The following is a 21,876-nucleotide window of genomic DNA, read 5'->3' as shown; positions in this document are numbered from 1 at the left end:
GAGTGTTTGAGATGACTGGTGCAAACCAGACCTGGCTGCAGCTCCAGCAGTTTCTCCAACGAGTGGCCTTGGTGGCCGTTGTTTTGTTTTCCTGCGTCGTTGTCGGCGCAACGCTGGCCGCCGCTGTTGGTCTGGCACCTTGGCTTAGATTTTCGGCCAGTTATGGCGATACCGTCGTGCCTTACGCGGGCATGATCGCCCAGCTGTTCCTTGCAGCCCTTGCCGTGTCGCTGTGCTTCTACCTGCCCTCCAACCGCCGTATCCTCGAGCTGGAAAAATCGCACCGCAACTTCCACCTGTCGATGGAAGACGTCACCCGCGCCTATCTGACAGCACATAACGCGGACAAAAACGATTTGTTCTCTTTGTCGTCCGAGTTTGACTCGGTTCGCGAACGGATCATGCACTTGCGCGACCACCCTGACCTGCACACGCTGGAGCCTACTGTTCTGGAAGTTGCAGCCCAGATGAGCCACGAATCCCGCGATTTGGCATCCGTCTATTCCGAAGAAAAGGTCGAGCGCGCCCGCACCTTCCTGCGCCAGCGCCAACGCGAAATCGAAGATTACCGCGAACAGATCGCACTGGCCCAGCAAACCTGCGCCGATCTGAAGCGCTGGTCCCAGCAGGTTAATGTCGAAGACAGCGTCGTGACCGCACAAATGCAGCGTCTGGAGGCCGATTTGGCCGAAATCCTGCCGCTCATCGGTTACGAGATGGCCGACGCGCCGGAGCCGGAAAACGTCGTGCCTTTGCCGAAGCCGAAAACCTCGGACAAGAGCGCTGGCTAACCCATTTGACCGCTTGAGCTTTCCGGCAAAGCGGGGTTCAGTGCGCCCATGTTTTTGAAGATCGCAAACCTGTCGCTTCTGGTGCTGTTTCCCATCGCGTGGGCAGCCCCCTTGTTGAAAGCGGGGCTGCTGCCCTTCTTCTCCTTGTCGGAAATCTCCGTGCTGACGGGTATCCAGACGCTCTGGGGCAAGGACGTGTTTCTGGCGCTGGTGGTCACGTTCTTCGCGCTCGTAGCACCCTTCCTGAAAACCGTCGGGTTGGCGCTGATCCAATTTCGCCTCGCCTCCCCGCGCCTGCTGCCAGCGATCACGGTGTTGGGCAAACTGGCGATGGCCGACATCTTCCTCATCGCGCTTTATATCGTGCTGGCCAAGGGTGTGGGCGTCGGACGGGTGGAAACCGGCTGGGGACTGTATCTGTTCACCGCCTGCGTCATCGCCTCGCTCGCCATATCTTTCGCCAGCGCACGTAAGTGACGTATTATCGTCTTGCCTGCACCTAGCGCCTGAGCCACAACACCCGCTATGGCAAAGCAACCGACCCATAAATGCACCGAATGCGGCGCGACCTCTTTTAAATGGGCGGGCCAATGTGACGCTTGCAACGCCTGGAACTCCATCGTGGAGGAAGCCCCGCTGTCGACCGGCCCCGGCAAGAAATCCTTAGGCGCGATGCGTGGCAAGGCCTTGGCGCTGTCCGACCTGAACGCCAAAGACGACCCGCCCTCGCGCACCGCCTCCGGCGTCGCCGAAATGGACCGCGTGTTGGGCGGCGGGCTGGTCGAAGCCTCCGCCATTCTGGTGGGCGGCGATCCGGGTATCGGTAAATCCACGCTATTACTACAAGTCGCCGCACGCTTCGCGCGCAACGGGATGCATGTCATCTATGTTTCGGGCGAAGAATCCGCCGAGCAAATCCGCATGCGCGCCGCGCGCCTAAAATTGTCAGAGTCGCCCGTGCGCTTGGCGGCTGAGACCAACCTGCGCGACATCCTCACCACCTTGGACAAGGAACGCCCGAAGCTGGTGATTATCGATTCCATCCAGACCATGTGGTCTGATCAGGTCGACAGCGCCCCCGGCTCCGTGTCCCAAGTCCGCGCGGCCTGCCATGAACTGGTGACCTTCGCCAAACGCACCGGCACCGCGATTATCCTTGTGGGCCACGTCACCAAGGAAGGGGCGCTCGCGGGCCCCCGCGTGGTCGAGCACATGGTCGACACCGTGCTTTATTTCGAAGGCGAGCGCGGCCACCAGTTCCGCGTGCTGCGCGCCGTGAAGAACCGCTTTGGCCCCGCCGACGAGATCGGCGTGTTCGAAATGACAGGCCGCGGCTTGGCCGAGGTCACCAACCCCTCCGCCCTGTTCCTGTCCGACCGCGACAAGCCCGCCCCCGGCTCGGTAGTGTTTTCCGGCATCGAAGGCTCGCGCCCCGTGCTGACCGAGATCCAAGCGCTGGTGTCGCCCTCACCCAACCCGCAGGCCCGCCGCACGGTTGTGGGCCTCGACAGCCAACGTCTGGCGACCATTCTGGCGGTGTTGGAATCGCGCTGCGGCGTGCCGTTTGCCGGGTTGGATGTCTATCTGAACGTCGCGGGCGGCATGCGCGTGAACGAGCCCGCTGCCGATCTGGCTGTTGCCGCCGCGCTACTGTCCGCCCGCGAGGACATCTCTTTGCCCCCTGAATCAGTGGTTTTTGGTGAAATAAGTCTCTCAGGTGCGCTAAGGCAGGTCACACAAGCCGAAAACCGGTTGAAAGAGGCGTCCAAACTGGGCTTTACCTCCGCCATTGGCCCCAAGCAGAAAAAGCTGCCTCGGGTAGACGGCATGACACTGCGCACGATGCCGGACTTGGCAACATTCGTGCAGGAACTGTTTGGCACCGATCCGGCGCCCTAGGAGAAGAGACGAGATGGAAGGTTTCACGATTATTGACGGCGTCGCCGCTGGGGTCATCGTTATCTCGGCAATCCTCGCCTATTCGCGCGGGTTGGTCCGTGAGGCGCTGTCTATTGTCGGCTGGGTTGCCGCTGCGGTGGTCGCCTACATCTTCGCCCCGCAAGCCGTTCCACTTGCTAAAGAAATTCCATATCTCAACACCCTGATCGAGGGCTGTGAGCCTGCCACGATCACCGCCTTCGCGCTGGTCTTCGCCGTGGCGCTGGTGGTGGTGTCGATCTTCACCCCGATCCTGTCGGGCGCGGTTCAACGCTCCGTTCTGGGTGGTCTGGACCAAGGGCTGGGCTTCCTGTTCGGCGTCGCGCGTGGCGCATTGCTAATCGTGGTGGCCTTCGTGATCTATGACCGCGTGGTGGCCGACCAAGCCATTCCCATGGTCGACGATTCGCGCACAGCTAAAGTCGTGGCGCAAATGTCAGGCTCTGTGGACGAGGTGATCCCCACCGATGCACCGGGCTGGATTGTCGGAACCTACGAAGACCTGATCAGCCATTGCACCGAAGCGACTGGTCAATCTGACGCATAAACCGCATTTTGGCTTAATAAACTTGCGTTAACCCCCCATTGCTATATCGCTATTCGGAACCGCCCACAGAGAGACGGACGTAGCAGTATGTTCCAAGACCCAGTCGCGCCAGAAGCGCTCACCTTGCCCGCGGGCGCCCCTGCCAAGATTTGGATTCGCCATCTGGCGAAGTATCGTGACCCTAATCCGGCACGCTCTGGGTTCGAGTTGGCTGTGACGTTGCTGCCGTTTATCGGGATTTGGGCCGCTGCTTGGGCCATGTTGTCGGTCAGTTATTGGCTCGCCGTCGCCCTTGCATTGGTCAACGGCCTATTTCTGGTGCGCATCTTCTGCATCCAGCATGATTGCGGGCATGGCTCGTTCTTCTCGAATTCCACCGTCGGCGATTGGGTTGGTCGCGCCTTGGGCGTTCTGACCATTACGCCCTACGACGTCTGGCGTCGCAGCCATGCGATCCACCACGGGGCTGCCGGCAATCTTGACGCGCGCGGCTTTGGCGATATCGACACGTTGACGGTTGAGGAATATAAGGCCCGCTCGGCGTTTGGCCGTTTCAAATACCGCCTCTATCGCAACCCGATCACCCTGTTCTTGGTGGGCCCCGCTTATGTGTTCTTCCTCGAGCAGCGCCTGCCTATCGGCTATATGAAGGCCGGTGCGAAATACTGGTTGTCCGCCATGGGCACCAATGTCGGCATCGCAGTGGCCCTGGGCCTGATCGTCTGGTTTGGCGGCATCATGCCGCTGCTGCTGGTCTTCATTCCATCCACCATGATGGCTGCGGTTCTGGGTGTCTGGCTGTTCTACGTCCAACACCAGTTTGAAGAAACGCATTGGGATCATAAAGACGACTGGCAAGTTCACGAGGCTGCGCTTCACGGCTCCTCGCACTATGTTTTGCCGCCCGTTCTGGCCTGGTTCTCCGCCAATATCGGCATCCATCACGTGCACCACCTGTATTCGCGCATCCCGTTCTACCGCTTGCCGGAAGTTCTCAGGGATCACCAGCAGCTGGCCGAAGCCAACCGCCTCTCGATCCGCGAAAGTATCAAAACTGTGGGCCTGCAACTGTGGGACGAGCAAAGCCGCCGTCTTATGTCATTCCGTGACGTCCACAAGATGTTCATGTCCGCGAAGTAAGCTATAGCAGCGGGCGCATCTGCTCTAGAATAGCATCCACCCACATTTCGTAGACTTCAGCGCCGGGATGAAACCCGTCATCGGCCATCTGATGCGGGTCCAAACTTTCAGCGGCCTTCACATGGTGACAGCCCTCCATCTCGTCCAGCATCGAGATCAGTGCGCGGTCCCAACGACGCCCCTGCTCTGCCAACACCCATCTGAGCGGATCCGGCAACAATGGAAACGACCCGATTGGCGGCACACCGGAAACAAGCACATGTGCGCACCCGAAATCGTCACGCAAGCGCTCGCAAAGCTCTCGTTGCAGACCCAACCAGCGCCTCAGCGTCGCGCCTTTAGTGATGTCGTTCACACCAAGCGCCACGACCGCGACGTCGAACGGCCCCGTTTCCTCGGCGGTCAGGCGCGCCAGCGTCGCCGCCGTGGTCGCACCGCTTACCGCGTTGAGCCGCCACGCGACTCGGTGCGTCTGCGATAGCGCCTGCACCAACCGCCCGGTAATGGCCTCGCGCTGATGCGCGACCCCGACCCCCGCAGCGGAACTGTCCCCAACGACGAGCAGCCGCAACGGTGGCCCCTCCCCGTCGACACCTTCTCTTGGGCCGTCAGGCTCCGGCAATTGACGGGCGGTCTTTCGCGCGCGCCAGCCTTGCGCGGCCAAAAGCGGCAATAACGCCAGCTTTACGGCGGCGTCACGCATCGCGCCAAGTCCCCGGCGCAAGTCCGTCCAGCGACCAGTCGCCCACCGCGACACGGATCAGGCGCAGGCAGGGATGCCCCACAGCGGCACACATCCGGCGCACCTGACGGTTGCGGCCTTCAGTGATGGACAGCTCAAGCCAGCTGTCCGGCACCGTCTTGCGCACCCGCACCGGAGGATCGCGCGGCCACAGCCAGTTCGGCTCTGCCACCGCTGCAACCTTCGCGGGTCGCGTGCGCCCGTCTTTCAGATCAACTCCGCCGCGCAATTGCGCAAATGCCGCAGCGTCAGGCTTCCCCTCGACCTGCACCAGATAGGTCTTGGCCGCCTTGTATTTCGGATGCGCGATACGCGCCTGCAGCTGCCCGTCATCGGTCAGGATCAACAAGCCCTCGCTGTCACGGTCCAGACGTCCGGCGGCGTAAACCTTTGGCACGTCGATGTAATCCGACAGCGTGGCGCGGGCCTGACCGTCGGTGAACTGGGACAACACCCCGTGTGGTTTATTGAACAAAATGGTGCGTGACATAACCTTTTCATGCCATGCGCGACTTCTGCTCACAACAGGGCAAAGCGCCCGTGACTTCCCAACGCAAACCCCGTATCCAGTGTCATACTCTTGTCACGCGGATTCGGAGCTGCCCCTAATGACGCATGCGGACCTTGACCAAAGTCCCGAGCCTTGGCTCGAAAACCCGTTTGACGACGACAAACTCAAAGAAGAATGCGGCGTGTTTGGTGTCATCGGCACAGCCGAAGCCGCCAACTTCGTCGCCCTCGGCCTACACGCCTTGCAACATCGCGGCCAAGAGGCCGGCGGCATCGTCTCCTACGACGCCGACGCCGGTTTCCAGCAGGCCCGCCGCTTCGGCTATGTCCGCGACAACTTCACATCCCACAAGGTGATGGAAACCTTGCCGGGCGAGCTGGCCATCGGCCATGTGCGCTACTCCACCGCTGGCAACAAAGGCCAGACCGCCATTCGCGACGTGCAGCCTTTCTTCGGGGATTTCTCGCTGGGCGGTGCCGCAATTGCGCATAACGGTAACATCACCAACGCCGAAGCCTTGCGCCGCGAGTTGGTTGAGCGCGGCTCTATCTTCCAAAGCTCGTCAGATTCCGAATGCATCATCCACCTCATGGCCCGCTCCATGGGCCGCACCATCCCTGACCGCATGGAAGAAGCATTGCGCAAGGTCGAAGGCGCGTTCTCCGTGGTGGCCATGACCCGCACCAAGCTGATCGGCGTGCGCGACCCGCTGGGCGTTCGCCCGCTGGTCTTGGGCAAAATCGGCGACGGTTACGCGCTGTCCTCCGAGACCTGCGCGCTAGACATTATCGGCGCGGAGTTCGTGCGCGAAATCGAACCGGGTGAAATGGTGGTCATCACCAACAAGGGCATCGAAAGCCACCGCCCGTTCCGCCCTGCCAAGTCGCGTTTTTGCATCTTCGAGCATGTCTATTTCTCCCGTCCGGATTCGATCCTTGGCGGGCGGTCGGTCTACGAGACCCGCGAAAACATCGGGCGCGAGCTGGCCAAGGAAAGCCCGGTCGAGGCCGACATGGTTTGCCCCGTGCCCGATTCCGGCACGCCAGCGGCCATCGGTTACAGCATCCAAAGCGGCATCCCCTACGCCATGGGCATTATCCGCAACCAGTATATGGGCCGCACGTTTATCGAGCCGACCGAGCAGATCCGCAACATGGGTGTGCGCCTGAAGCTCAACGTCAACCGCGCGCTGATCAAGGGCAAGCGGGTGATTTTGGTGGACGATTCCGTGGTGCGCGGAACGACGTCGCGCAAGATCAAGGAAATGATCCTCGATGCCGGTGCCGCCGAGGTCCATTTCCGCATTGCCTCGCCCCCGACCGCGTGGCCTTGTTTCTACGGCGTGGACACCCCGCAGCGCGAAAAGCTGCTGGCGGCGACCATGTCAGAGGATGAAATGTGCGAGCATCTGGGCGTCGACAGTCTCAAGTTCATCTCGCTGGACGGTCTCTACCGTGCCGTGGGTGAAGCTCAGGGGCGCGATCCGAAAGCACCGCAATATTGCGATGCGTGCTTCTCGGGCGAGTACCCGATTGCGCCATCCGACCAGATCACCAATGGTTTCGAGTTGAAGACAGCGGCGGAGTAAGGTTCGGTAAAATGCTGCGCTGCGGCGAAATCCCGCCGACGCGGGCACAGTCCGCTTTCCATTAGACGCCACGCCCCTTATCTGCCGATCGCTAGACGCGATCAGCGACAAGGACCAAAACCGTGACCGAAACGACCGAAACCCCCATCGAGGCCCTGAAAGCCGCGACGGAAGAAAACACACTGCCGATGGCACAGCTGGCTCTTCTCGGGACTGTCGAGACCCCCGGCGAAACCCGCGCGCTACTCCGGCACGGGAATAATCGGGTCGAAATCGTGCGCATCGGCGATGTGATCGGCGGGCGTAAAATCGTAGCTATTGAAACAAGTGCAGTGATCTTCGCGCGCAAAGGGGTTGCCGAAAGGCTCGAAATCCCCGAACGCGACGCGCAAGACCAGCGGCCTGACGCGGCTTAAGTTGTGCCCTGCGCACGCAGGTCTAACGCCACCTTAACGCCCCCAGCTTAAACCCCACCTCGGATCCAATACGTCGCGTGGTCTTAAAAACCCGCGTCGCACCTGAAACATTCGTGACCGCGGTATCGGCATTCCAACCGATACCATCGCGCCTCACCGGTGAACTATAGCGGGCTTACATCCCCGTGAAGATGCGTCTCTGTCATGGGGCGTCGCGCAGCCACAAACCTTGTTTCAAGGCGGCCGCCTCTTTTACCACCTGCGAGACAACAAAAAACGCCGCCCCCGATGTCACGGGAGCGGCGCCAAAATATTAGGGTGGGTTCACCCCGCCATTTACTTGGCGAAGAATTTCATCCCACCCGCAACAGCCAATGCGGCCAGCACGGCTTTCACCGCATCGCCCAGCAGGAACGGTGTCGCGAACGCGCCTAGAACCTTGTCGAAGCTCAAGCCAGCCCAGCCAGCCTCAACACCTGTGGCTTGTGCCACGCCCAGCGGCCATGCGAGGCCCGGCAGGTAGATCAGCGCGGCAGCGACCAGCGAGGCCACTAGCATCGCCACCATACCGCGGCCCGCAGCCAGACCGGCCACATAAGCCATGGCAACAAAGCCCAGCAGGAAGCCTGCGGTCGGGCCCATCATGTAAGGCAGACCTGCGCCCATATTGGCGAAGACCGGCAGGCCAGCGGCCCCTTCGGCCAGATAAGCCAGCACGGTCACAGCGCCAAGGCGCGCACCAAAGGACAGACCAACGATCAGGATCGCCAGCGTCTGCAAGGTCATCGGCACAGGGAAGAAGGGAATGCTCACTTGCGCGGCAAGCGCGATGAAAAGCGATCCACCCAGCACCAGCAAGGATTTCTTGGTGAATGTGTCTGCCCCGAAAGCGGCTTGGGTCAAAGTCATGGCTGTTCCTCTTGCTATATACGTTAGTAGCTTTTTCGGCAGTGCAGCATGGAAAGTCAAGCAAATGGGCTTGATCTAGGCCCCCTCCAGTGAGAAAGACGCCGCTATGACAGATCAATCTCAGAAAATCGCCCTCGTGACAGGCGCGTCGCGCGGCCTTGGGGCCGCAATGGCCGAAAGCTTGGCCGACCGAGGCTATCACGTGATCGCATTGGCCCGCACCGTCGGTGGGCTGGAAGAGCTGGACGACCGCATCACCGCCAAGGGCGGCAGCGCCACGCTGGTCCCCGTCGACATCAACGATGACGTCGCAATGGCGCAGATTTGCCATTCCATTCACCAGCGGTGGGGCCATGTGAACCTGTTGGTTCACGCCGCGATCCACGCGCCGCCTCTTTCGCCCATGGAGCATGTGGACGCCAAAGACCTCGACAAAACGATGGCCACAAACATCCGTGCCACCGCCCGGCTGATCCTGAACACCACACCGCTGCTGAAAGCCTCCAAGGCCGGCCACGCGATGCTGTTTGATGACCCCGAGCAAGGCGACAAGTTTCACGGCGCATATGGTCTGACCAAGGCCGCACAGATGCGCATGGCCACCAGCTGGCGCGACGAGACCGCCAACACTGGCATTACCGTCCACATGCTGACCCCTGCCCCGATGCCCACTGCCACACGCGGGCGGTTCTATCCGGGCGAGGATCGCGCAAAGCTGGCCGATTGCCATGCCGAGGCCGCGCGTCTGCTTGATCAATTGCCGCTCTGAGGCCCTAATCCTGCCAGATTGAGCGCATAAATCTCGCGCCCATGAAACGAGTATTATTGTCCCTATTGATGGTCTGCGCATCGGCGCAAACGCCCCTGCAGGCCAAAGACGCCTCTCCGCATCAGACACTGGACACGCCGTCCGAAGTGCTGCCATGGCAAGCCGTAGGGCGTCTTGATATGGGCCGGTCCGGCTATTGCACGGGCACGTTGATCTCTCAGAAACTGGTGCTGACAGCAGCGCACTGCGTCTATGACAAACAAACCGGAAAGCCGCGCGATGCAAAAAACATCACCTTTCGCGCGGGCTATCGTCAGGGCCGCGCTGCCGCCAATCGCGCAGGCAAGCGATTCGTTGTCCACCCCGAGTATGACTATGGCGGCGGCACCAACAGCTATTCCGAGATTGCCACTGATGTAGCGGTGATCGAGTTGGAGCACCCGATCAACAACGCCGCTATCCGGCCCTTCCGCACGCACCGGAAGCCGTCGGCAAACGACCGTGTGATGGTGGTGTCCTACGCCCGCGGCCGGTCCGAGGCCCCGTCCTTGGAGGATGGCTGCAAAATGACCCATGCCGCAGCAGATGTGCTGCACTACACCTGCGATATCGACTTCGGATCGTCGGGCGCGCCGGTGTTCGTGATGACCGACCAGGGCCCGCAAATCGCATCCGTCATGTCCTCTACTGGCAGGCGTGGCAGTCGTGATGTCGCACTTGGCGTTGCGATGGGACCATCGGTGGACAAAATGGTGCGTCAGCTCCAAACGTCGAACGCGACGTCGAAATTCGTGAAGGTAGGCGGCGCGACACGCCGCACGGGGGTGGTAACGTCACGGTTGCCGCAAATCACCAACTAGATCTTTCGCTGAATTGCACACAAGCGCGCATGATCTGTATTGCCATCACATTGCAGCTTGATCATGCTTGGCGGCGATACAAATCATCGGAACAACCATGCGCAGCACCAAGACAATCCACGTGGTTTCATGCCACGCAGAAGGCGAAGTCGGCGATGTGATCGTCGGCGGCGTCGCCCCACCGCCCGGTGATACGCTGTGGGAGCAGCGCAACTGGATCGCCAAAGACCAAACCCTGCGCAACTTTGTGCTAAACGAGCCGCGCGGCGGTGTGTTTCGCCACGTAAACCTGTTGGTCCCACCAAAACACCCCGACGCGCAGATGGGGTGGATCATCATGGAACCCGAGGACACCCCCCCAATGTCTGGGTCGAACTCCATTTGCGTCTCTACGGTGTTGCTCGACAGCGGTATCATCGAGATGAAAGAACCCGTGACAGAGATGGTGCTGGAGGCCCCCGGTGGTTTGGTCCGCGTGCGGGCTGAATGCTCGGATGGCAAGGCGCAACGGATCACCGTGCAAAACCTGCCCTCTTTCGTCGGAGAAATCGGTGTGGCGCTTGATGTGCCCGATCTTGGAACGCTGACAGTGGACACCGCATATGGCGGAGACAGTTTCGTCGTGGTCGACGCGGCGGCGCTTGGCTTCTCGCTGGAGGCGCATGAGGCAGGAATACTTGCCGAGCTTGGCGTGCGGATCACCAACGCGGCGAATGCACAATTGTCGTTTCACCATCCCGAAAACCCTGAATGGGCGCATTTTTCCTTCTGCCTGTTTGCGGGACCATTATCACGTGAAGGTAGCCACCTGTCTGCAAAGGCCGCGGTGTCTATCCAACCCGGCAAAATCGACCGCTCCCCCACGGGAACGGCGGCTTCTGCGCGAATGGCTCTGTTGCACGCGACCGGTCAAATGCAGGTTGGTGAGACCTTTACCGCGCGCTCGATTATCGATTCAGAGTTTCATGGCAGGATCGCGGGCGTCGCAACTGTGGGCGATAAGCCTGCAATCATCCCCGAGATCACGGGGCGCGCTTGGATTACCGGCACCCACCAGCACATGCTTGATCCTGATGATCCTTGGCCGGAAGGCTACAGGCTGACGGATACTTGGCCTGCGCACGGGAGCTAGTTCAACAGCAACCGAACCAAACTTCCTCAGGGTTATATATATAGCCGCATTACCATTTCTCTTTATACTCCGCCTGTTTTCTGCTCTGATGGTTCCATTGTAGGAGACGCATTATGACCGATTTGAGTACCAAAACCCCGCTCGACATCAGCTATGACCAAACCGAAGGACGCCTTGTCATTACGACACCCGGCGGGTTGGTCGTGCATATCGAGGACCCGAGGGAGGCCAAAGCACCCTCTAAAACTCCCGATCTGGTGATCACCGCGGACGAGGACAGCCTGCGCATTAACGCCCGCCAGTCCTTGTCGGTGAACTCGATGGGCCACCTGAACCTGTCCGGCCAGGACGGCGTGACCATCAACAGCGGCGGCGACGTGACTGTGGTGGCCGACAAGAACGTGACCACGGCGGCGGGCGAGACCCTGACGCTGAACGCGACCGACATCAAGGCGGACGCCACCAAGACCTTTACCGGAGCCAGCGGCGAGGAATCGACCCTGATCTCTGACGGCGAGACCATCGTGCGTGGCGCGATGATCCGCATCAACTAGGGAGGCGTCGATATGCCCCCCGCAGCCCGCCTTGGCGACAACCACGTCTGCCCCATGGTCGATCCCGGCCCTAAGCCCCATGTGGGCGGCCCCATTTCTGGCCCCTGCGCGCCCAACGTCCTGATCGGCGGATCACCTGCCGCCGTGGTCGGCGACATGTGCGTTTGCGTCGGCCCGCCCGACACGATTTCAGCAGGCTCCAGCAAGGTGATGATCAACAACAAGCCAGCCGCGCGTTTGGGCGATGCCACGGCCCATGGTGGCAAGATCGTCATGGGATTTCCGACGGTTATTTTCGACTGATCTCATGCAAAGTCAGAAAATAGTCGAATGTGTTTTGCTGAACCATTTTGATGAAGTTCTCAGCCGTCAATCATCGTAATTCGGGCAGACATCGCGCGGAGCGTCTTCATCGTCACAGCGAGTTCCTCTTGACTGACTGAATCGGTGACCTCAGAGACAAAAGTCATCGCAATTGGAACCAATACCTTTTTGATCGCGTGACCACGATCGGTGAGCGATACAACAACTCGTCTGCCGTCGACCTTGCCCGCGTTGCGCGTTATGAGGCCCTTCTTTTCCATCCGTTCGAGCAGCCTCGTCGTGGTTGCCCTGTCGCGGGTCGTTGCATCTGCGATCTCACTTGGTGCGAGACCGTCCTTCTGCCATAGCATGAGTAATGCCGCCCATTCTTCAGCAGCGATAACCTCTCCCGCAGCCGCAAAGCGTGATTGCAGCTCTCTACGGGACAGGAAACTCAGTCGATTCACCCAGAATAGCAATATTTCGTCATAGTTCATGGCAAGATCCTCTTTCGACAGCATATAATTGCATTATGCAATTAGCTTGACAAGATACCGGCTGAAATGTAGTTGCATCATGCAATTACATAGGAATGCTTGGCATGTTTATATCCATTTTTGACTCCTGTCTTGACGATGAGCCCATCGCATTTCAACCACCGCCATGGATCTCGATGGTCGCGGTTGTAGCCTTGACACTCACGCTTTTGCTGGCGGTCTTCATCTATCTTGGCATCTGGCTGGCCGTCATCGCAACGCTCTCGGCCTCGATCGCTTTTGTTTTGTGGCTAAGGGTTGGCTACACCACCCCAATTAGTCGCAGCGCCTTACCCGGCCATATTCTTCTGATCATAGCGCTGCTTGTTCATGGCGCAGAGTTGTTTCGAGGCGGCTATGCCGATGTCGTGGTCACGTCTTTTCCCAATCTCCTACAACCACCAAACATCATCACAGATGCAAGCCTCGCACTGTCCTTGTCGCTAAGTGCTACCGTGATTTGGTTGCTTGGAGGTGCCATGGCATTTTACCACGCCCGTGTAGGTGGCTTCGTCATTCTATTGCTGGCCGTGTGGAGCTTGATGTTCCCGATCAGCCATCTGGCGATACCGCTACTTTCCGAGACTGCACCTTTTTGGGTGCCCGGTATGGCCAGCGGGATCGTCGTCATCGCCCTCGCTTTTTCATTTTTGCGATTCACGCTTAATAAGACACGTCGGAGTCCCTTGTCATGACCTCAAAAAACATCATCTACTTCGTCATCGCCGCGACAATTTCAGTTGGTTTCACAACGCATCTTTTTCACACCGCTGATTTGCTCCCTACATTGATCATTGGCTTTTGCGCCTTGGGCTGTGGGATTATATTCTGGCTGTTCACCAGCTTTAACCATCCGACCGATCCCGCGTTGCTCCTCCCGCCATATCTCGTGACCGCAGCACTGTTGATGCTGCACATTGTGGAGGAGCAAGTGTTTGAATTCGGGCCTATGATCGCCGGTATTACGACGGGTATCTGGACGGCTGAACATTTCCTGTGGACCATCGGCTTTCTGTTCCCTGTCGTCTGGATTTTTGGTGCTTACGCGATCGCCCGACGAAATCCGCTAGGTGGTTTCGTGTCCTGTTTCATTTTTACGGGCATGCTGCTCGGAGAACCTACACATCTGCTGATCTTTCCGGTGCGCGAGGCCCTTTTGCACGGTGGAGGATATGACTACTTTCCAGGAATGTGGACGGCACTGGCACCTTTGATCACCGGGCTATGGGGTATTGCGATTGTTGTCACCGAAGCCCGCAAAGACAAGCGTGCGGCATCCATGAAAGGTGAACAGGTATGGACCTTGCAAAGCTAACCGAGCGGTTCATGGGCATGGATGATGCCACATGGGCCAAACATGCAAATCCATGGAGTGGATGGACACGTATGCCAATCCTGCCGTTACTCAGCCTCGCAGTCTGGAGTCGCGTTTGGCTGGGATGGGGCGCGCTTTGGCTTGTATTGCCCGTGCTTATCTGGACATGGCTCAACCCGCGCCTGTTTGGTGCGCCGTCAAATCATCATGCCTGGATGACCAAAGCGGTCTTGGGCGAACGCGTTTGGCTAGCCAGCGGATCAAAGCCAATCCCGCATCATCACATAACGGTCGCTCGCATCCTCAATATCGCCGCGGTGACCGGGGTCATCATCCTTGCGTATGGCCTTTGGCACCTTGACCTAACATGGGCAATCGCCGGGCTTGTCACTACAATGGGTGCTAAACTTTGGTTTCTGGATCGCATGGTTTGGCTGTTGGCGGACATGACCGATGGCTCGAACAATATCGGAAGAATTGCGTCATGACCCAAGCAGAACTCGACAAGACCGATGAGCGCCATCATGTTGTCGTGGTTGGCGGTGGGTTTGGTGGCATTCAGTGCATTAAATCCCTCAAGCGTGCCAATGTGCGGATCACCCTGATCGACCAGCAAAATCATCACCTGTTTCAGCCCCTGCTATATCAGGTCGCCACGACAATTCTTGCGCCATCCGAAATTGCATGGCCCTTGCGGCAGGTCTTTCGCGACCGAAAAGACGTAACGACTCTCCTGGCGACAGTGGTGGGGGTCGATCAGCAGGCCAAATGCGTCCTTCTGAGCCACGACACTAGTATTCACTACGACACCCTCGTTTTGGCGACTGGAGCGCGGCACTCATATTTCGGTCACTCGGACTGGGAGAAAAATGCGCCCGGCCTAAAGACGCTGGAAGATGCCACAACAATCCGGCGTCAAATCCTGTCGGCATTTGAGATCGCAGAGAAGTCGGATGATCCTGAACTACAGCGTGCCTATCTCACATTTGCGGTTATTGGTGCAGGACCCACCGGGGTTGAGTTGGCGGGGATCATTGCGGAACTTTCGCATCGCATTTTGCCACGTGAATTCCGGCGGATCGACACCAACACAGCCCGCATCCTTTTGATTGAGGCGGGGTCCAAGGTTCTTCCATCTTTCCCTCAAAAACTCTCTGACTACGCGGCAAGCGCGCTGTCTCAGCTTGGTGTAGAGGTTTTGTTGGGCAGCCCTGTCACGGCATGCAATGCCAATTCCGTCGTGGTTGGTGACACGGATATCCCCTGCGGGACGATTGTTTGGGCGGCAGGGGTGCAGGCCTCCCCCGTGGCGACATGGCTTGATGCTGACCACGATCGCGCCGGTCGCGTAATCGTTGGCCCCCACCTGACGGTGCCGCAGCATGACGATATTTTCGTGATCGGTGACACCGCCTCTGTCACGGACAGCAAGAACAACCCGGTTCCGGGAATTGCACCGGCGGCCAAGCAAATGGGGGCATATGTGGGGACGGTTGTTCGAAAAAGATTGCGCAATGCACCCACGTCCCGGCCATTTGTCTACCGCCATGCCGGAAGCCTCGCGACACTGGGACGACGGGCGGCCATCGCCGACTTTGATCGTATTCAGCTTACGGGTGCGGTCGCTTGGTGGACGTGGGGCATTGCGCATATTTTCTTTTTGATCGGGACCAGAAGCCGGGTCGCTGTGGCTTGGAGTTGGCTTTGGTCATTTCTCACAGGTCAAAATGCAGCACGGATTATCACCCGCCAGACAGATAAACCCGCCAAGACTTGGGAAGATGGCAACGAAAAGAAGGGTCAATGAATACATATAGCTACAGCGGCTCTTCAGCGAGAACTATGACTTCGACAACGCGAACGGTCCGCAGAGTGGTGAGAAGGCGTCAAACTGTGAAATGTACGACCTTGATGGCAATCTCCGGCGTCTACTCGACGTCGAAGATGAGTTCCTTGTGCTCGAAATAGGAAGCCTGCCTTATCCGTTGTTCCGGACACGGCGCGTAAGGCGGCAGGCCAAACACAGTGTTCATAATCAAGCGCAATCTCCGCACTTTGTTCAACTGCCCGACCCCCATGACAAGCAAGATAACCTTCTGAAACAGAAAGCTAGTCAATGATCCGTAAATACAAAACCGAAGACACCGACGCGTTGATCTCTATCTGGGACACGGCAGAAAGACTGGCGCATCCTTTTTTGTCGACAGAAGTCAGAAATCAGGTGCGCAAAGACATGCGCAAAATCTATCTGCCGAATGCCGAAACATGGGTGCTTGAAGAGCGAGGGGTTCCAGTTGGCTTCATCGCCATGATCGGCACAGAAATCGGTGGCCTGTTTCTTGATCCTTCTAAGCAAGGCAAAGGCATGGGGCGGCAGATGGTCGATCATGTTGCTGCCATCAAAGGCCCATTGACCGTTGAGGTCTTCAAAGACAATAAAGTTGGTCTGCCCTTCTATGAGCGATATGGCTTTGTAGTAACCGGAGAAGGCTTGTTCGAAGCTAGTGGAGATGAAACTTTCAAGATGGCGATGCCGAAATCTTAGCCGCCGCGAGATAGGTATTTGAGCTTGGTCTCTTCCTATCGTGTGCAAGGTTGGAAACGGCGCATTAAACGATCCTCTTCACAATACCGCTTGTTCTCGATTGCGTCACCTTATCGGGCTTGTCATCGGAACTATCCTACTGCCTCAGCTGAGCGTGTGTGTTCAAATTCGTCAGGTCGTTTCAGATGCTAATCGACAACAACGCATGCCCCAAATTGGGTTCGCGAACATTCGCCGCGTTGCGGAAAATCAGAACAGTTGGGCTCCAAGCAGACATCGGGTGGCAGCCGACCCGAACACGTGCATTCACCAACGCCTGATACGCGTTTTCGCGAAACCCGGTTACGCGGCTTCCGCGTCCTCCGCCTGCTGGCGATGCCAGAGAGACGCATAGCGCCCATCGCGTGACAGCAGGTCGTCATGGGCGCCCTGCTCCACCACCACGCCGTTCTCCAGCACCACGATCATATCCGCATCCGCAATCGTCGACAGACGGTGCGCGATGGTCAGCGTGGTGCGGCCTTGCGCCATCTCTTGCAACGAGTGCTGGATATCGGCCTCGGTCTCGGTATCCAGTGCCGAGGTCGCCTCGTCCAGCAGCAGGATCGGCGGGTTTTTCAGCAAGGTACGCGCGATGCCCACGCGCTGCTTTTCGCCACCCGACAACTTGAGACCCCGCTCGCCCACGGTTGTCTCGTAGCCGTCTGGCAACTCCATGATGAAGTCGTGGATTTTTGCTGCTTTCGCCGCATCCTCGATCTCGGACCGCGTGGCCCCAGCCTTGCCATAAGCGATGTTGTAAAGGATCGTATCGTTGAACAGCACCGTGTCCTGCGGCACCACGCCGATGGCGTCATGCAGGCTCTCCTGGGTGATGTCGCGCACGTCCTGCCCGTCAATCGACAGGCTGCCGCCGTTCACGTCATAGAACCGGAACAACAACCGCCCGATGGTGGATTTACCCGACCCTGACGGGCCAACGATGGCCACCGTCTGTCCTGCCTGCACCTCCAGCGATACGCCTTTGAGGATCGGTCGCGCTGCGTCGTAGCCGAAATGCACGTCATCCAGCCGAACAGCCCCGTCGGTGACTTTCAGTGGCTTGGCGTCCGGCTTGTCATTCACCTCGGCGGGTTGCTCAAGCAGGTTGAACATCTCGGCCATGTCGACCAGTGCCTGCCGGATTTCGCGGTAAACCGTGCCAAGGAAGTTCAGCGGCATGGTGATCTGGATCATGTAGGCGTTGACCATGACGAAATCGCCGACGGTCAGCGTCCCGTCCTGCACGCCCATCGCCGCCAGTACCATCACGATGACCAAGCCTGCGGTGATCAGCATCGCTTGGCCGAAGTTCAAAAAAGCGAGCGAGTAGGATGTTTTCAGTGCGGCGGCCACATAGCCTTCCATCGCCCCGTCGTAACGCGCGGCTTCGCGTTTCTCCGCGCCGAAATACTTCACCGTCTCGAAATTTAGCAGGCTGTCGATGGCCTTCTGGTTGGCGTCGGTGTCCTGATCGTTCATCTCCTTGCGGATTTTCACCCGCCACTCGGTGACCGCAAAGGTGAACCATGTGTAGAGCGCGATCGTGCCAACAACGACTACCAAGTACCAGATATTAAACACAAATGCCAAAATCACCGCGATCATCAGCAGTTCGAGAATCAGCGGCCCGATGGAGAACAGCAAAAAGCGCAGCAGGAACTCTACCCCCTTCACGCCGCGCTCCACGATGCGGCTCAGGCCACCGGTCTTGCGGGTGATGTGGTAGCGCATGGACAGGCGGTGAATATGGGTAAACGTCTCCAGCGCCAGCATGCGCAATGCGCGTTGACCCACCAGCGCAAATACCACGTCGCGCAGTTGCTGGAAGCCGATATTCATCACCCGCGCCATGCCGTATGCCACGGTCAGCCCGACCGCGCCCAAAGTCAGCATCCACGCCGCGTCACTGGCGTCACCCGATAGCGCGTCGACGGCACCTTTATAAAGTACCGGCGTACCCACGGCGACAAGTTTGGAAATAATCAGGAACGTCAGCGCGAACACGACCCGCCGCTTCACCCAGGGTTGATCATCGGGCCACAGGTAAGGGACGACTTTGCGCACGACATTGAAGCCGTCTTTGCGCAAGTCCTGCTGCATGCGGGCTTCGGAAACTTCAGTGACCATGTTCGCTTGGGCTTTCTTGACTATAGATCGCTCAACTTAGGGCTCGCCTGCCCGAAGAGCCATAGGCAAGGGTCGAGAAAAGTAGATTGACAGCTTGGGATGTGGTCGGCCGCTGGCTCTAAGACAGAGCCAAAGGGGCCAGATGTCAGAACAACCGCGTTCCTGCGCAGTCACGCCGATGCGTTTATGACCGCGTCGCCAACGGCAAACAGGACGACCGCCCGCAAGTTCACTTCTTGTCGCGTGCGGTCTTTTCTTCTTTGGTCAGCTTGTTGTTCCAAACATTATTGCTCAGGCCCAATTCAGCGGCCAGAGGTTTGGTTTTGCCAACGCTGACTTTCCCACCCTTGTTCAGAAATTCCTGAATCAAGGCTTCATCGGTCGTTTCTTTTGGAACATGTTTCATGAGGTTAAGTCTAACCGCTACGCCAGTCCAAGGCAACACGAGCTAGACACAGAATTCACGGCTCCAAGAGACCCCTGTTGGCGATGTCTTCAACCCTCCGGCAATGCGAATACCTGACCGGGGTAAATCAGGTCAGGGTCGCGGATCAGGTCGCGGTTTGCCTCGTAGACGCGGACATATTGTTCACCTGATCCGAAGCGGTCCCGGGCGATGGCCCACAGGGTGAAGCCGGGTTGTACCGTCACCGCGGTCGCTGTTTGTGGATTGGCTATCGCAATTTCCGGTGCCTCGCGCTGGAATGGAGTTTCCACACGGCTGGTAACAGTGCCGTCTTCGTCCACCTCATCCACCCGCAACCGGTACACACCAGCATCCACATCCGGCAATGGGGCCTCCCACAGGCCGTTCTCGGCAATGCGGGTGGTCTTGACCGGTTGGTCATTCAGGTAGACCCGTACGAACCCTTGCGACACACCGCGCCCTGCCAAGGCCACCTCGCCCTCTGCGTCATAGGTGATGGTGTCGATGACCACATTTGCCGTCACGGGCGCATCGGGTTGGGTATTGGGGGCCGCGGGCTGCGGGGCCGGTTGCAACAACGTCACTCCGGTGTTGTCTGCCAAAACCACGGCGGGCGCGTCTGGCGCCGTGGGTTGTTCCGGCTTGGCGGGGCTATCCTCGGCAAACACAGATTGCGTCGCGGCAGTTTGCTCCGGCTCTGGCTCCGACACGGCATCGGGTTCTGGAGTGGTCGACGCCTCAGCCTTAGCTTCTGCTTGCGCGATCGGCTCCTCCTTCGGCTCCGCACTGGCGATGCGCACAGGAGAGATCAGTACGGTTCCCTCCGAGGTCGCTTTAGTGCCATCCGCAAGTTCCGTGACGATGGACAAGGCCCGAGGGGCGTCTGAGGCTGGGAAATCCAGCAACACGCCGAACTTGCCGGACGCATTCGCCTTGCCGCGCGCAATTTCTACGCCGTCGAGCAGGAACACGACGCCACTACCTGGTGCCGCCGTCCCCGCAATAACACCGCCGCCATCGGGGGCGACCTGTACAACATCAAAGGCTGGTGTAACGGGTACGGGCGTTGGGGTCGGTTCCGACTCAGGGTCAGGTTCTACAACACCCTCTTCGGTTGCTTCAGCAACGCTTTCGGGTTCCGGCTGCTCAGGCTCTGCCACTGCAGTCTTCGCGCTCTCCTCAACCGGTTTCGCCGCATCTTCCCGAGGCTCAGCCGTTGTCTCAGCCTTCGGTTGTGCGGACCCCACCGCGACAGGGGTTGGAGGGGCATCGACAACCGCTTTTTGCTCGGCTTGCGGCTCAACCTCGGGCAGTACTTCGCCCCGGTTCTGGGTCACCAGATAAATCCCGCCAACGACGACAATCACAACGGCGATGCCCCCAGCGGCAGCGGGGCCGCTTAGCCCCATTCTCGACCAGATGGCCATGCGTGTCTTCCTTCTCCCCCAGCCCCTCCGAGAAAGGCGTTGTGGCAACGTAGCAGCCCCCATAGAACAAGGCAAAGCCACTTATCCGTCAGGAATGTTCCTCATGTCACAGCCCAAATCTGTCTGCGTCTACTGCGGATCCCGTTTCGGCACCGATCCAGCCTATCGCCAAGCTGCAGAGGATTTGGGGCGAGCCTTGGCAGACAACGCGTGGCGGCTGGTCTACGGCGCGGGTGATGTCGGCTTGATGGGCGCTGTTGCTCAGGCCAGTCAAGCCGCTGGCGGCGAGACCTTCGGTGTCATCCCGACCCACCTTTTTGACCGTGAAGTCGGCAAGCGCGACCTCAACACATTCATCGTCACGGAAACAATGCATGAGCGCAAAAAGGTCATGTATATGAACTCCGACGCAATTGTGGTCTTGCCTGGCGGCGCAGGCTCGCTCGACGAGTTTTTCGAGGTTCTGACATGGCGGCAGCTTGGCCTGCATAGCAAACCGATCTACCTGCTCAACACCAATGGCTATTGGAACCCGCTGCTTGCCATGAACACTCATGTGGTGGCGCAGGGGTTTGCCGACCAATCGCTGCTGGATTTTGTCACCGTGACCAAAACCGTGAACGAGTTGACACGCCATCTCGGCGACGCGCTACGCTGACCTCATCACTGCTTCAAAAATACCTAAATAACCCGACACCGCTTCGCGCGTGAGGCCTAACCAAGACGTGATCCCCTATCACCGCTCATTCTTGCTACGTTAATGCCAAGAATCAGCGGAGGACGACACGAATGAAACTCACCCCCATCTTTGCGGCATCCATGCTCGCCTTGGGCCTTGCCGCGCCCGCCAGCGCGTCCGAGGGCGAACGCATCCAGATCACCGGCGAGATCATCGACACATGGTGCTATTTCTCCGGTGTCATGGGCGGGCCTGATGCGGTTGTCGGCTCGGCCCATCATACCTGCGCGCTGTGGTGCTCCGCAGGGGGCATCCCCGTTGGCCTGTTGGGCGAAGACGGCGAGGTCTATATGGTTCTGAAAATCGAGGGCGACGACCAGAACGCCTCAGGTGACACCAACCTGAACCTCGCCAGCCACGAAATCACCGCTGACGGCATGCTCTACAAGCGCGACGGGCTGAATTATCTGGTGGTCGAAAAAGTCGTGACCGATCACGGCATCACCAACCTGAACCACGAGGATTACGGCGTCGTGCCGGGCTTCGCCATTCCGGAGCCAAAGAAATGAGGGCCGCAT

26 protein-coding genes are annotated in these 21,876 nt (G+C 58.8%); 19 read left to right on the top strand and 7 right to left on the bottom strand.

Annotation, left to right across the window (positions count from 1 at the left end):
• Positions 1-11: 11 nt before the first annotated feature.
• From BCF46_RS12245 to BCF46_RS12225, 5 genes are all read left to right on the top strand, one after another.
• Positions 12-791 carry a DNA repair protein gene (locus BCF46_RS12245; RefSeq protein WP_121024671.1) on the top strand — a complete coding sequence of 260 codons (780 nt, stop codon included), beginning with the start codon at positions 12-14 and terminating at the stop codon, positions 789-791.
• 48 nt (positions 792-839) lie between these two features.
• The gene (locus BCF46_RS12240; protein ID WP_073141022.1) at positions 840-1,268 is read left to right on the top strand and encodes a paraquat-inducible protein A; all 429 of its coding nucleotides are present in this window, start codon (positions 840-842) and stop codon (positions 1,266-1,268) included.
• Between the two features lie 48 nt (positions 1,269-1,316).
• The gene (gene radA / locus BCF46_RS12235; RefSeq protein ID WP_121024669.1) at positions 1,317-2,690 is read left to right on the top strand and encodes a DNA repair protein RadA; all 1,374 of its coding nucleotides are present in this window, start codon (positions 1,317-1,319) and stop codon (positions 2,688-2,690) included.
• A 13-nt stretch (positions 2,691-2,703) separates the two neighbouring features.
• Positions 2,704-3,276 carry a CvpA family protein gene (locus BCF46_RS12230; RefSeq protein ID WP_121024667.1) on the top strand — a complete coding sequence of 191 codons (573 nt, stop codon included), beginning with the start codon at positions 2,704-2,706 and terminating at the stop codon, positions 3,274-3,276.
• Positions 3,277-3,363: 87 nt separating this feature from the next.
• Positions 3,364-4,416, top strand: a complete 1,053-nt coding sequence (locus BCF46_RS12225; protein WP_121024666.1) for a fatty acid desaturase — start codon at positions 3,364-3,366, stop codon at positions 4,414-4,416.
• A gap of 1 nt (position 4,417) precedes the next feature.
• Here the strand turns inward: BCF46_RS12225 and BCF46_RS12220 are convergent, their stop codons facing one another.
• On the bottom strand, positions 4,418-5,119 hold the full coding sequence (locus BCF46_RS12220) for an SGNH/GDSL hydrolase family protein (RefSeq protein WP_121024665.1): 702 nt from the start codon (positions 5,117-5,119) through the stop codon (positions 4,418-4,420).
• On the bottom strand, positions 5,112-5,648 hold the full coding sequence (locus BCF46_RS12215) for an rRNA large subunit pseudouridine synthase E (protein WP_121024664.1): 537 nt from the start codon (positions 5,646-5,648) through the stop codon (positions 5,112-5,114). Before BCF46_RS12215 ends, BCF46_RS12220 begins: the two co-directional genes overlap by 8 nt.
• A 118-nt stretch (positions 5,649-5,766) precedes the next feature.
• Here BCF46_RS12215 and purF point away from each other — a divergent pair, with 118 nt between their 5' ends.
• Positions 5,767-7,257 carry an amidophosphoribosyltransferase gene (gene purF / locus BCF46_RS12210; protein WP_121024662.1) on the top strand — a complete coding sequence of 497 codons (1,491 nt, stop codon included), beginning with the start codon at positions 5,767-5,769 and terminating at the stop codon, positions 7,255-7,257.
• 122 nt (positions 7,258-7,379) lie between these two features.
• On the top strand, positions 7,380-7,673 hold the full coding sequence (locus BCF46_RS12205) for a hypothetical protein (protein ID WP_121024661.1): 294 nt from the start codon (positions 7,380-7,382) through the stop codon (positions 7,671-7,673).
• Positions 7,674-8,009: 336 nt separating this feature from the next.
• On the opposite strand, the gene BCF46_RS12200 is transcribed toward BCF46_RS12205, so the two are convergent.
• Entirely contained in the window at positions 8,010-8,582 is a 573-nt protein-coding gene (locus tag BCF46_RS12200; protein ID WP_121024659.1) for a biotin transporter BioY, read from the bottom strand.
• 106 nt (positions 8,583-8,688) lie between these two features.
• Here BCF46_RS12200 and BCF46_RS12195 point away from each other — a divergent pair, with 106 nt between their 5' ends.
• The 5 genes from BCF46_RS12195 to BCF46_RS12175 all read left to right on the top strand — a co-directional run bounded on the left by BCF46_RS12195 (position 8,689) and on the right by BCF46_RS12175 (position 12,200).
• Complete coding sequence (locus tag BCF46_RS12195) at positions 8,689-9,351, top strand: SDR family NAD(P)-dependent oxidoreductase (protein ID WP_121024657.1); 663 nt, start codon at positions 8,689-8,691, stop codon at positions 9,349-9,351.
• Positions 9,352-9,392: 41 nt separating this feature from the next.
• Positions 9,393-10,211 (top strand): trypsin-like serine peptidase, encoded by an 819-nt coding sequence (locus tag BCF46_RS12190; protein ID WP_121024655.1) that lies wholly within the window; start codon positions 9,393-9,395, stop codon positions 10,209-10,211.
• A gap of 97 nt (positions 10,212-10,308) precedes the next feature.
• Positions 10,309-11,343: a trans-3-hydroxy-L-proline dehydratase gene (locus BCF46_RS12185; protein WP_121024653.1), complete on the top strand. Its 1,035-nt coding sequence runs from the start codon at positions 10,309-10,311 to the stop codon at positions 11,341-11,343.
• A gap of 113 nt (positions 11,344-11,456) precedes the next feature.
• Complete coding sequence (locus BCF46_RS12180) at positions 11,457-11,897, top strand: hypothetical protein (RefSeq protein WP_121024651.1); 441 nt, start codon at positions 11,457-11,459, stop codon at positions 11,895-11,897.
• Between the two features lie 12 nt (positions 11,898-11,909).
• The gene (locus BCF46_RS12175; RefSeq protein WP_121024649.1) at positions 11,910-12,200 is read left to right on the top strand and encodes a PAAR domain-containing protein; all 291 of its coding nucleotides are present in this window, start codon (positions 11,910-11,912) and stop codon (positions 12,198-12,200) included.
• Between the two features lie 59 nt (positions 12,201-12,259).
• On the opposite strand, the gene BCF46_RS12170 is transcribed toward BCF46_RS12175, so the two are convergent.
• Positions 12,260-12,697: a MarR family winged helix-turn-helix transcriptional regulator gene (locus BCF46_RS12170; protein ID WP_170157931.1), complete on the bottom strand. Its 438-nt coding sequence runs from the start codon at positions 12,695-12,697 to the stop codon at positions 12,260-12,262.
• A 95-nt stretch (positions 12,698-12,792) separates the two neighbouring features.
• Between BCF46_RS12170 and BCF46_RS12165 the strand changes: the two genes are divergently transcribed.
• The 5 genes from BCF46_RS12165 to BCF46_RS12140 all read left to right on the top strand — a co-directional run bounded on the left by BCF46_RS12165 (position 12,793) and on the right by BCF46_RS12140 (position 16,596).
• A complete protein-coding gene (locus BCF46_RS12165; protein ID WP_121024645.1) occupies positions 12,793-13,431 on the top strand; it encodes a hypothetical protein in 639 nt (212 codons plus the stop codon).
• Complete coding sequence (locus BCF46_RS12160; RefSeq protein ID WP_121024643.1) at positions 13,428-14,051, top strand: hypothetical protein; 624 nt, start codon at positions 13,428-13,430, stop codon at positions 14,049-14,051. Before BCF46_RS12165 ends, BCF46_RS12160 begins: the two co-directional genes overlap by 4 nt.
• On the top strand, positions 14,033-14,539 hold the full coding sequence (locus BCF46_RS12155) for a DUF6653 family protein (RefSeq protein ID WP_121024641.1): 507 nt from the start codon (positions 14,033-14,035) through the stop codon (positions 14,537-14,539). The genes BCF46_RS12160 and BCF46_RS12155 overlap by 19 nt, the downstream gene beginning before the upstream one ends.
• Positions 14,536-15,858 carry an NAD(P)/FAD-dependent oxidoreductase gene (locus BCF46_RS12150; protein WP_121024639.1) on the top strand — a complete coding sequence of 441 codons (1,323 nt, stop codon included), beginning with the start codon at positions 14,536-14,538 and terminating at the stop codon, positions 15,856-15,858. Before BCF46_RS12155 ends, BCF46_RS12150 begins: the two co-directional genes overlap by 4 nt.
• A 309-nt stretch (positions 15,859-16,167) precedes the next feature.
• Positions 16,168-16,596 (top strand): GNAT family N-acetyltransferase, encoded by a 429-nt coding sequence (locus tag BCF46_RS12140; RefSeq protein ID WP_121024636.1) that lies wholly within the window; start codon positions 16,168-16,170, stop codon positions 16,594-16,596.
• A 342-nt stretch (positions 16,597-16,938) separates the two neighbouring features.
• Here BCF46_RS12140 and BCF46_RS12135 read toward each other — a convergent pair whose 3' ends face one another.
• The 3 genes from BCF46_RS12135 to BCF46_RS12130 form a co-directional block, all read right to left on the bottom strand.
• On the bottom strand, positions 16,939-18,738 hold the full coding sequence (locus BCF46_RS12135) for an ABCB family ABC transporter ATP-binding protein/permease (RefSeq protein ID WP_425454424.1): 1,800 nt from the start codon (positions 18,736-18,738) through the stop codon (positions 16,939-16,941).
• Positions 18,739-18,994: 256 nt separating this feature from the next.
• Entirely contained in the window at positions 18,995-19,171 is a 177-nt protein-coding gene (locus tag BCF46_RS19795) for a hypothetical protein (protein ID WP_170157930.1), read from the bottom strand.
• 89 nt (positions 19,172-19,260) lie between these two features.
• Positions 19,261-20,619, bottom strand: coding sequence for a LysM peptidoglycan-binding domain-containing protein (locus BCF46_RS12130; RefSeq protein WP_121024632.1), 1,359 nt, complete (start codon positions 20,617-20,619; stop codon positions 19,261-19,263).
• Between the two features lie 103 nt (positions 20,620-20,722).
• Here BCF46_RS12130 and BCF46_RS12125 point away from each other — a divergent pair, with 103 nt between their 5' ends.
• On the top strand, positions 20,723-21,277 hold the full coding sequence (locus BCF46_RS12125; RefSeq protein WP_121024630.1) for an LOG family protein: 555 nt from the start codon (positions 20,723-20,725) through the stop codon (positions 21,275-21,277).
• 131 nt (positions 21,278-21,408) lie between these two features.
• Complete coding sequence (locus BCF46_RS12120) at positions 21,409-21,867, top strand: hypothetical protein (RefSeq protein ID WP_121024628.1); 459 nt, start codon at positions 21,409-21,411, stop codon at positions 21,865-21,867.
• The last annotated feature ends 9 nt before the right edge of the window (positions 21,868-21,876 follow it).

Source organism: Litoreibacter meonggei (assembly GCF_003663885.1).
GTDB classification, from domain to species: domain Bacteria; phylum Pseudomonadota; class Alphaproteobacteria; order Rhodobacterales; family Rhodobacteraceae; genus Litoreibacter; species Litoreibacter meonggei.
Note: the sequence above shows the minus strand (reverse complement) of the source record. Positions and strands in the feature narration are given on the sequence as shown.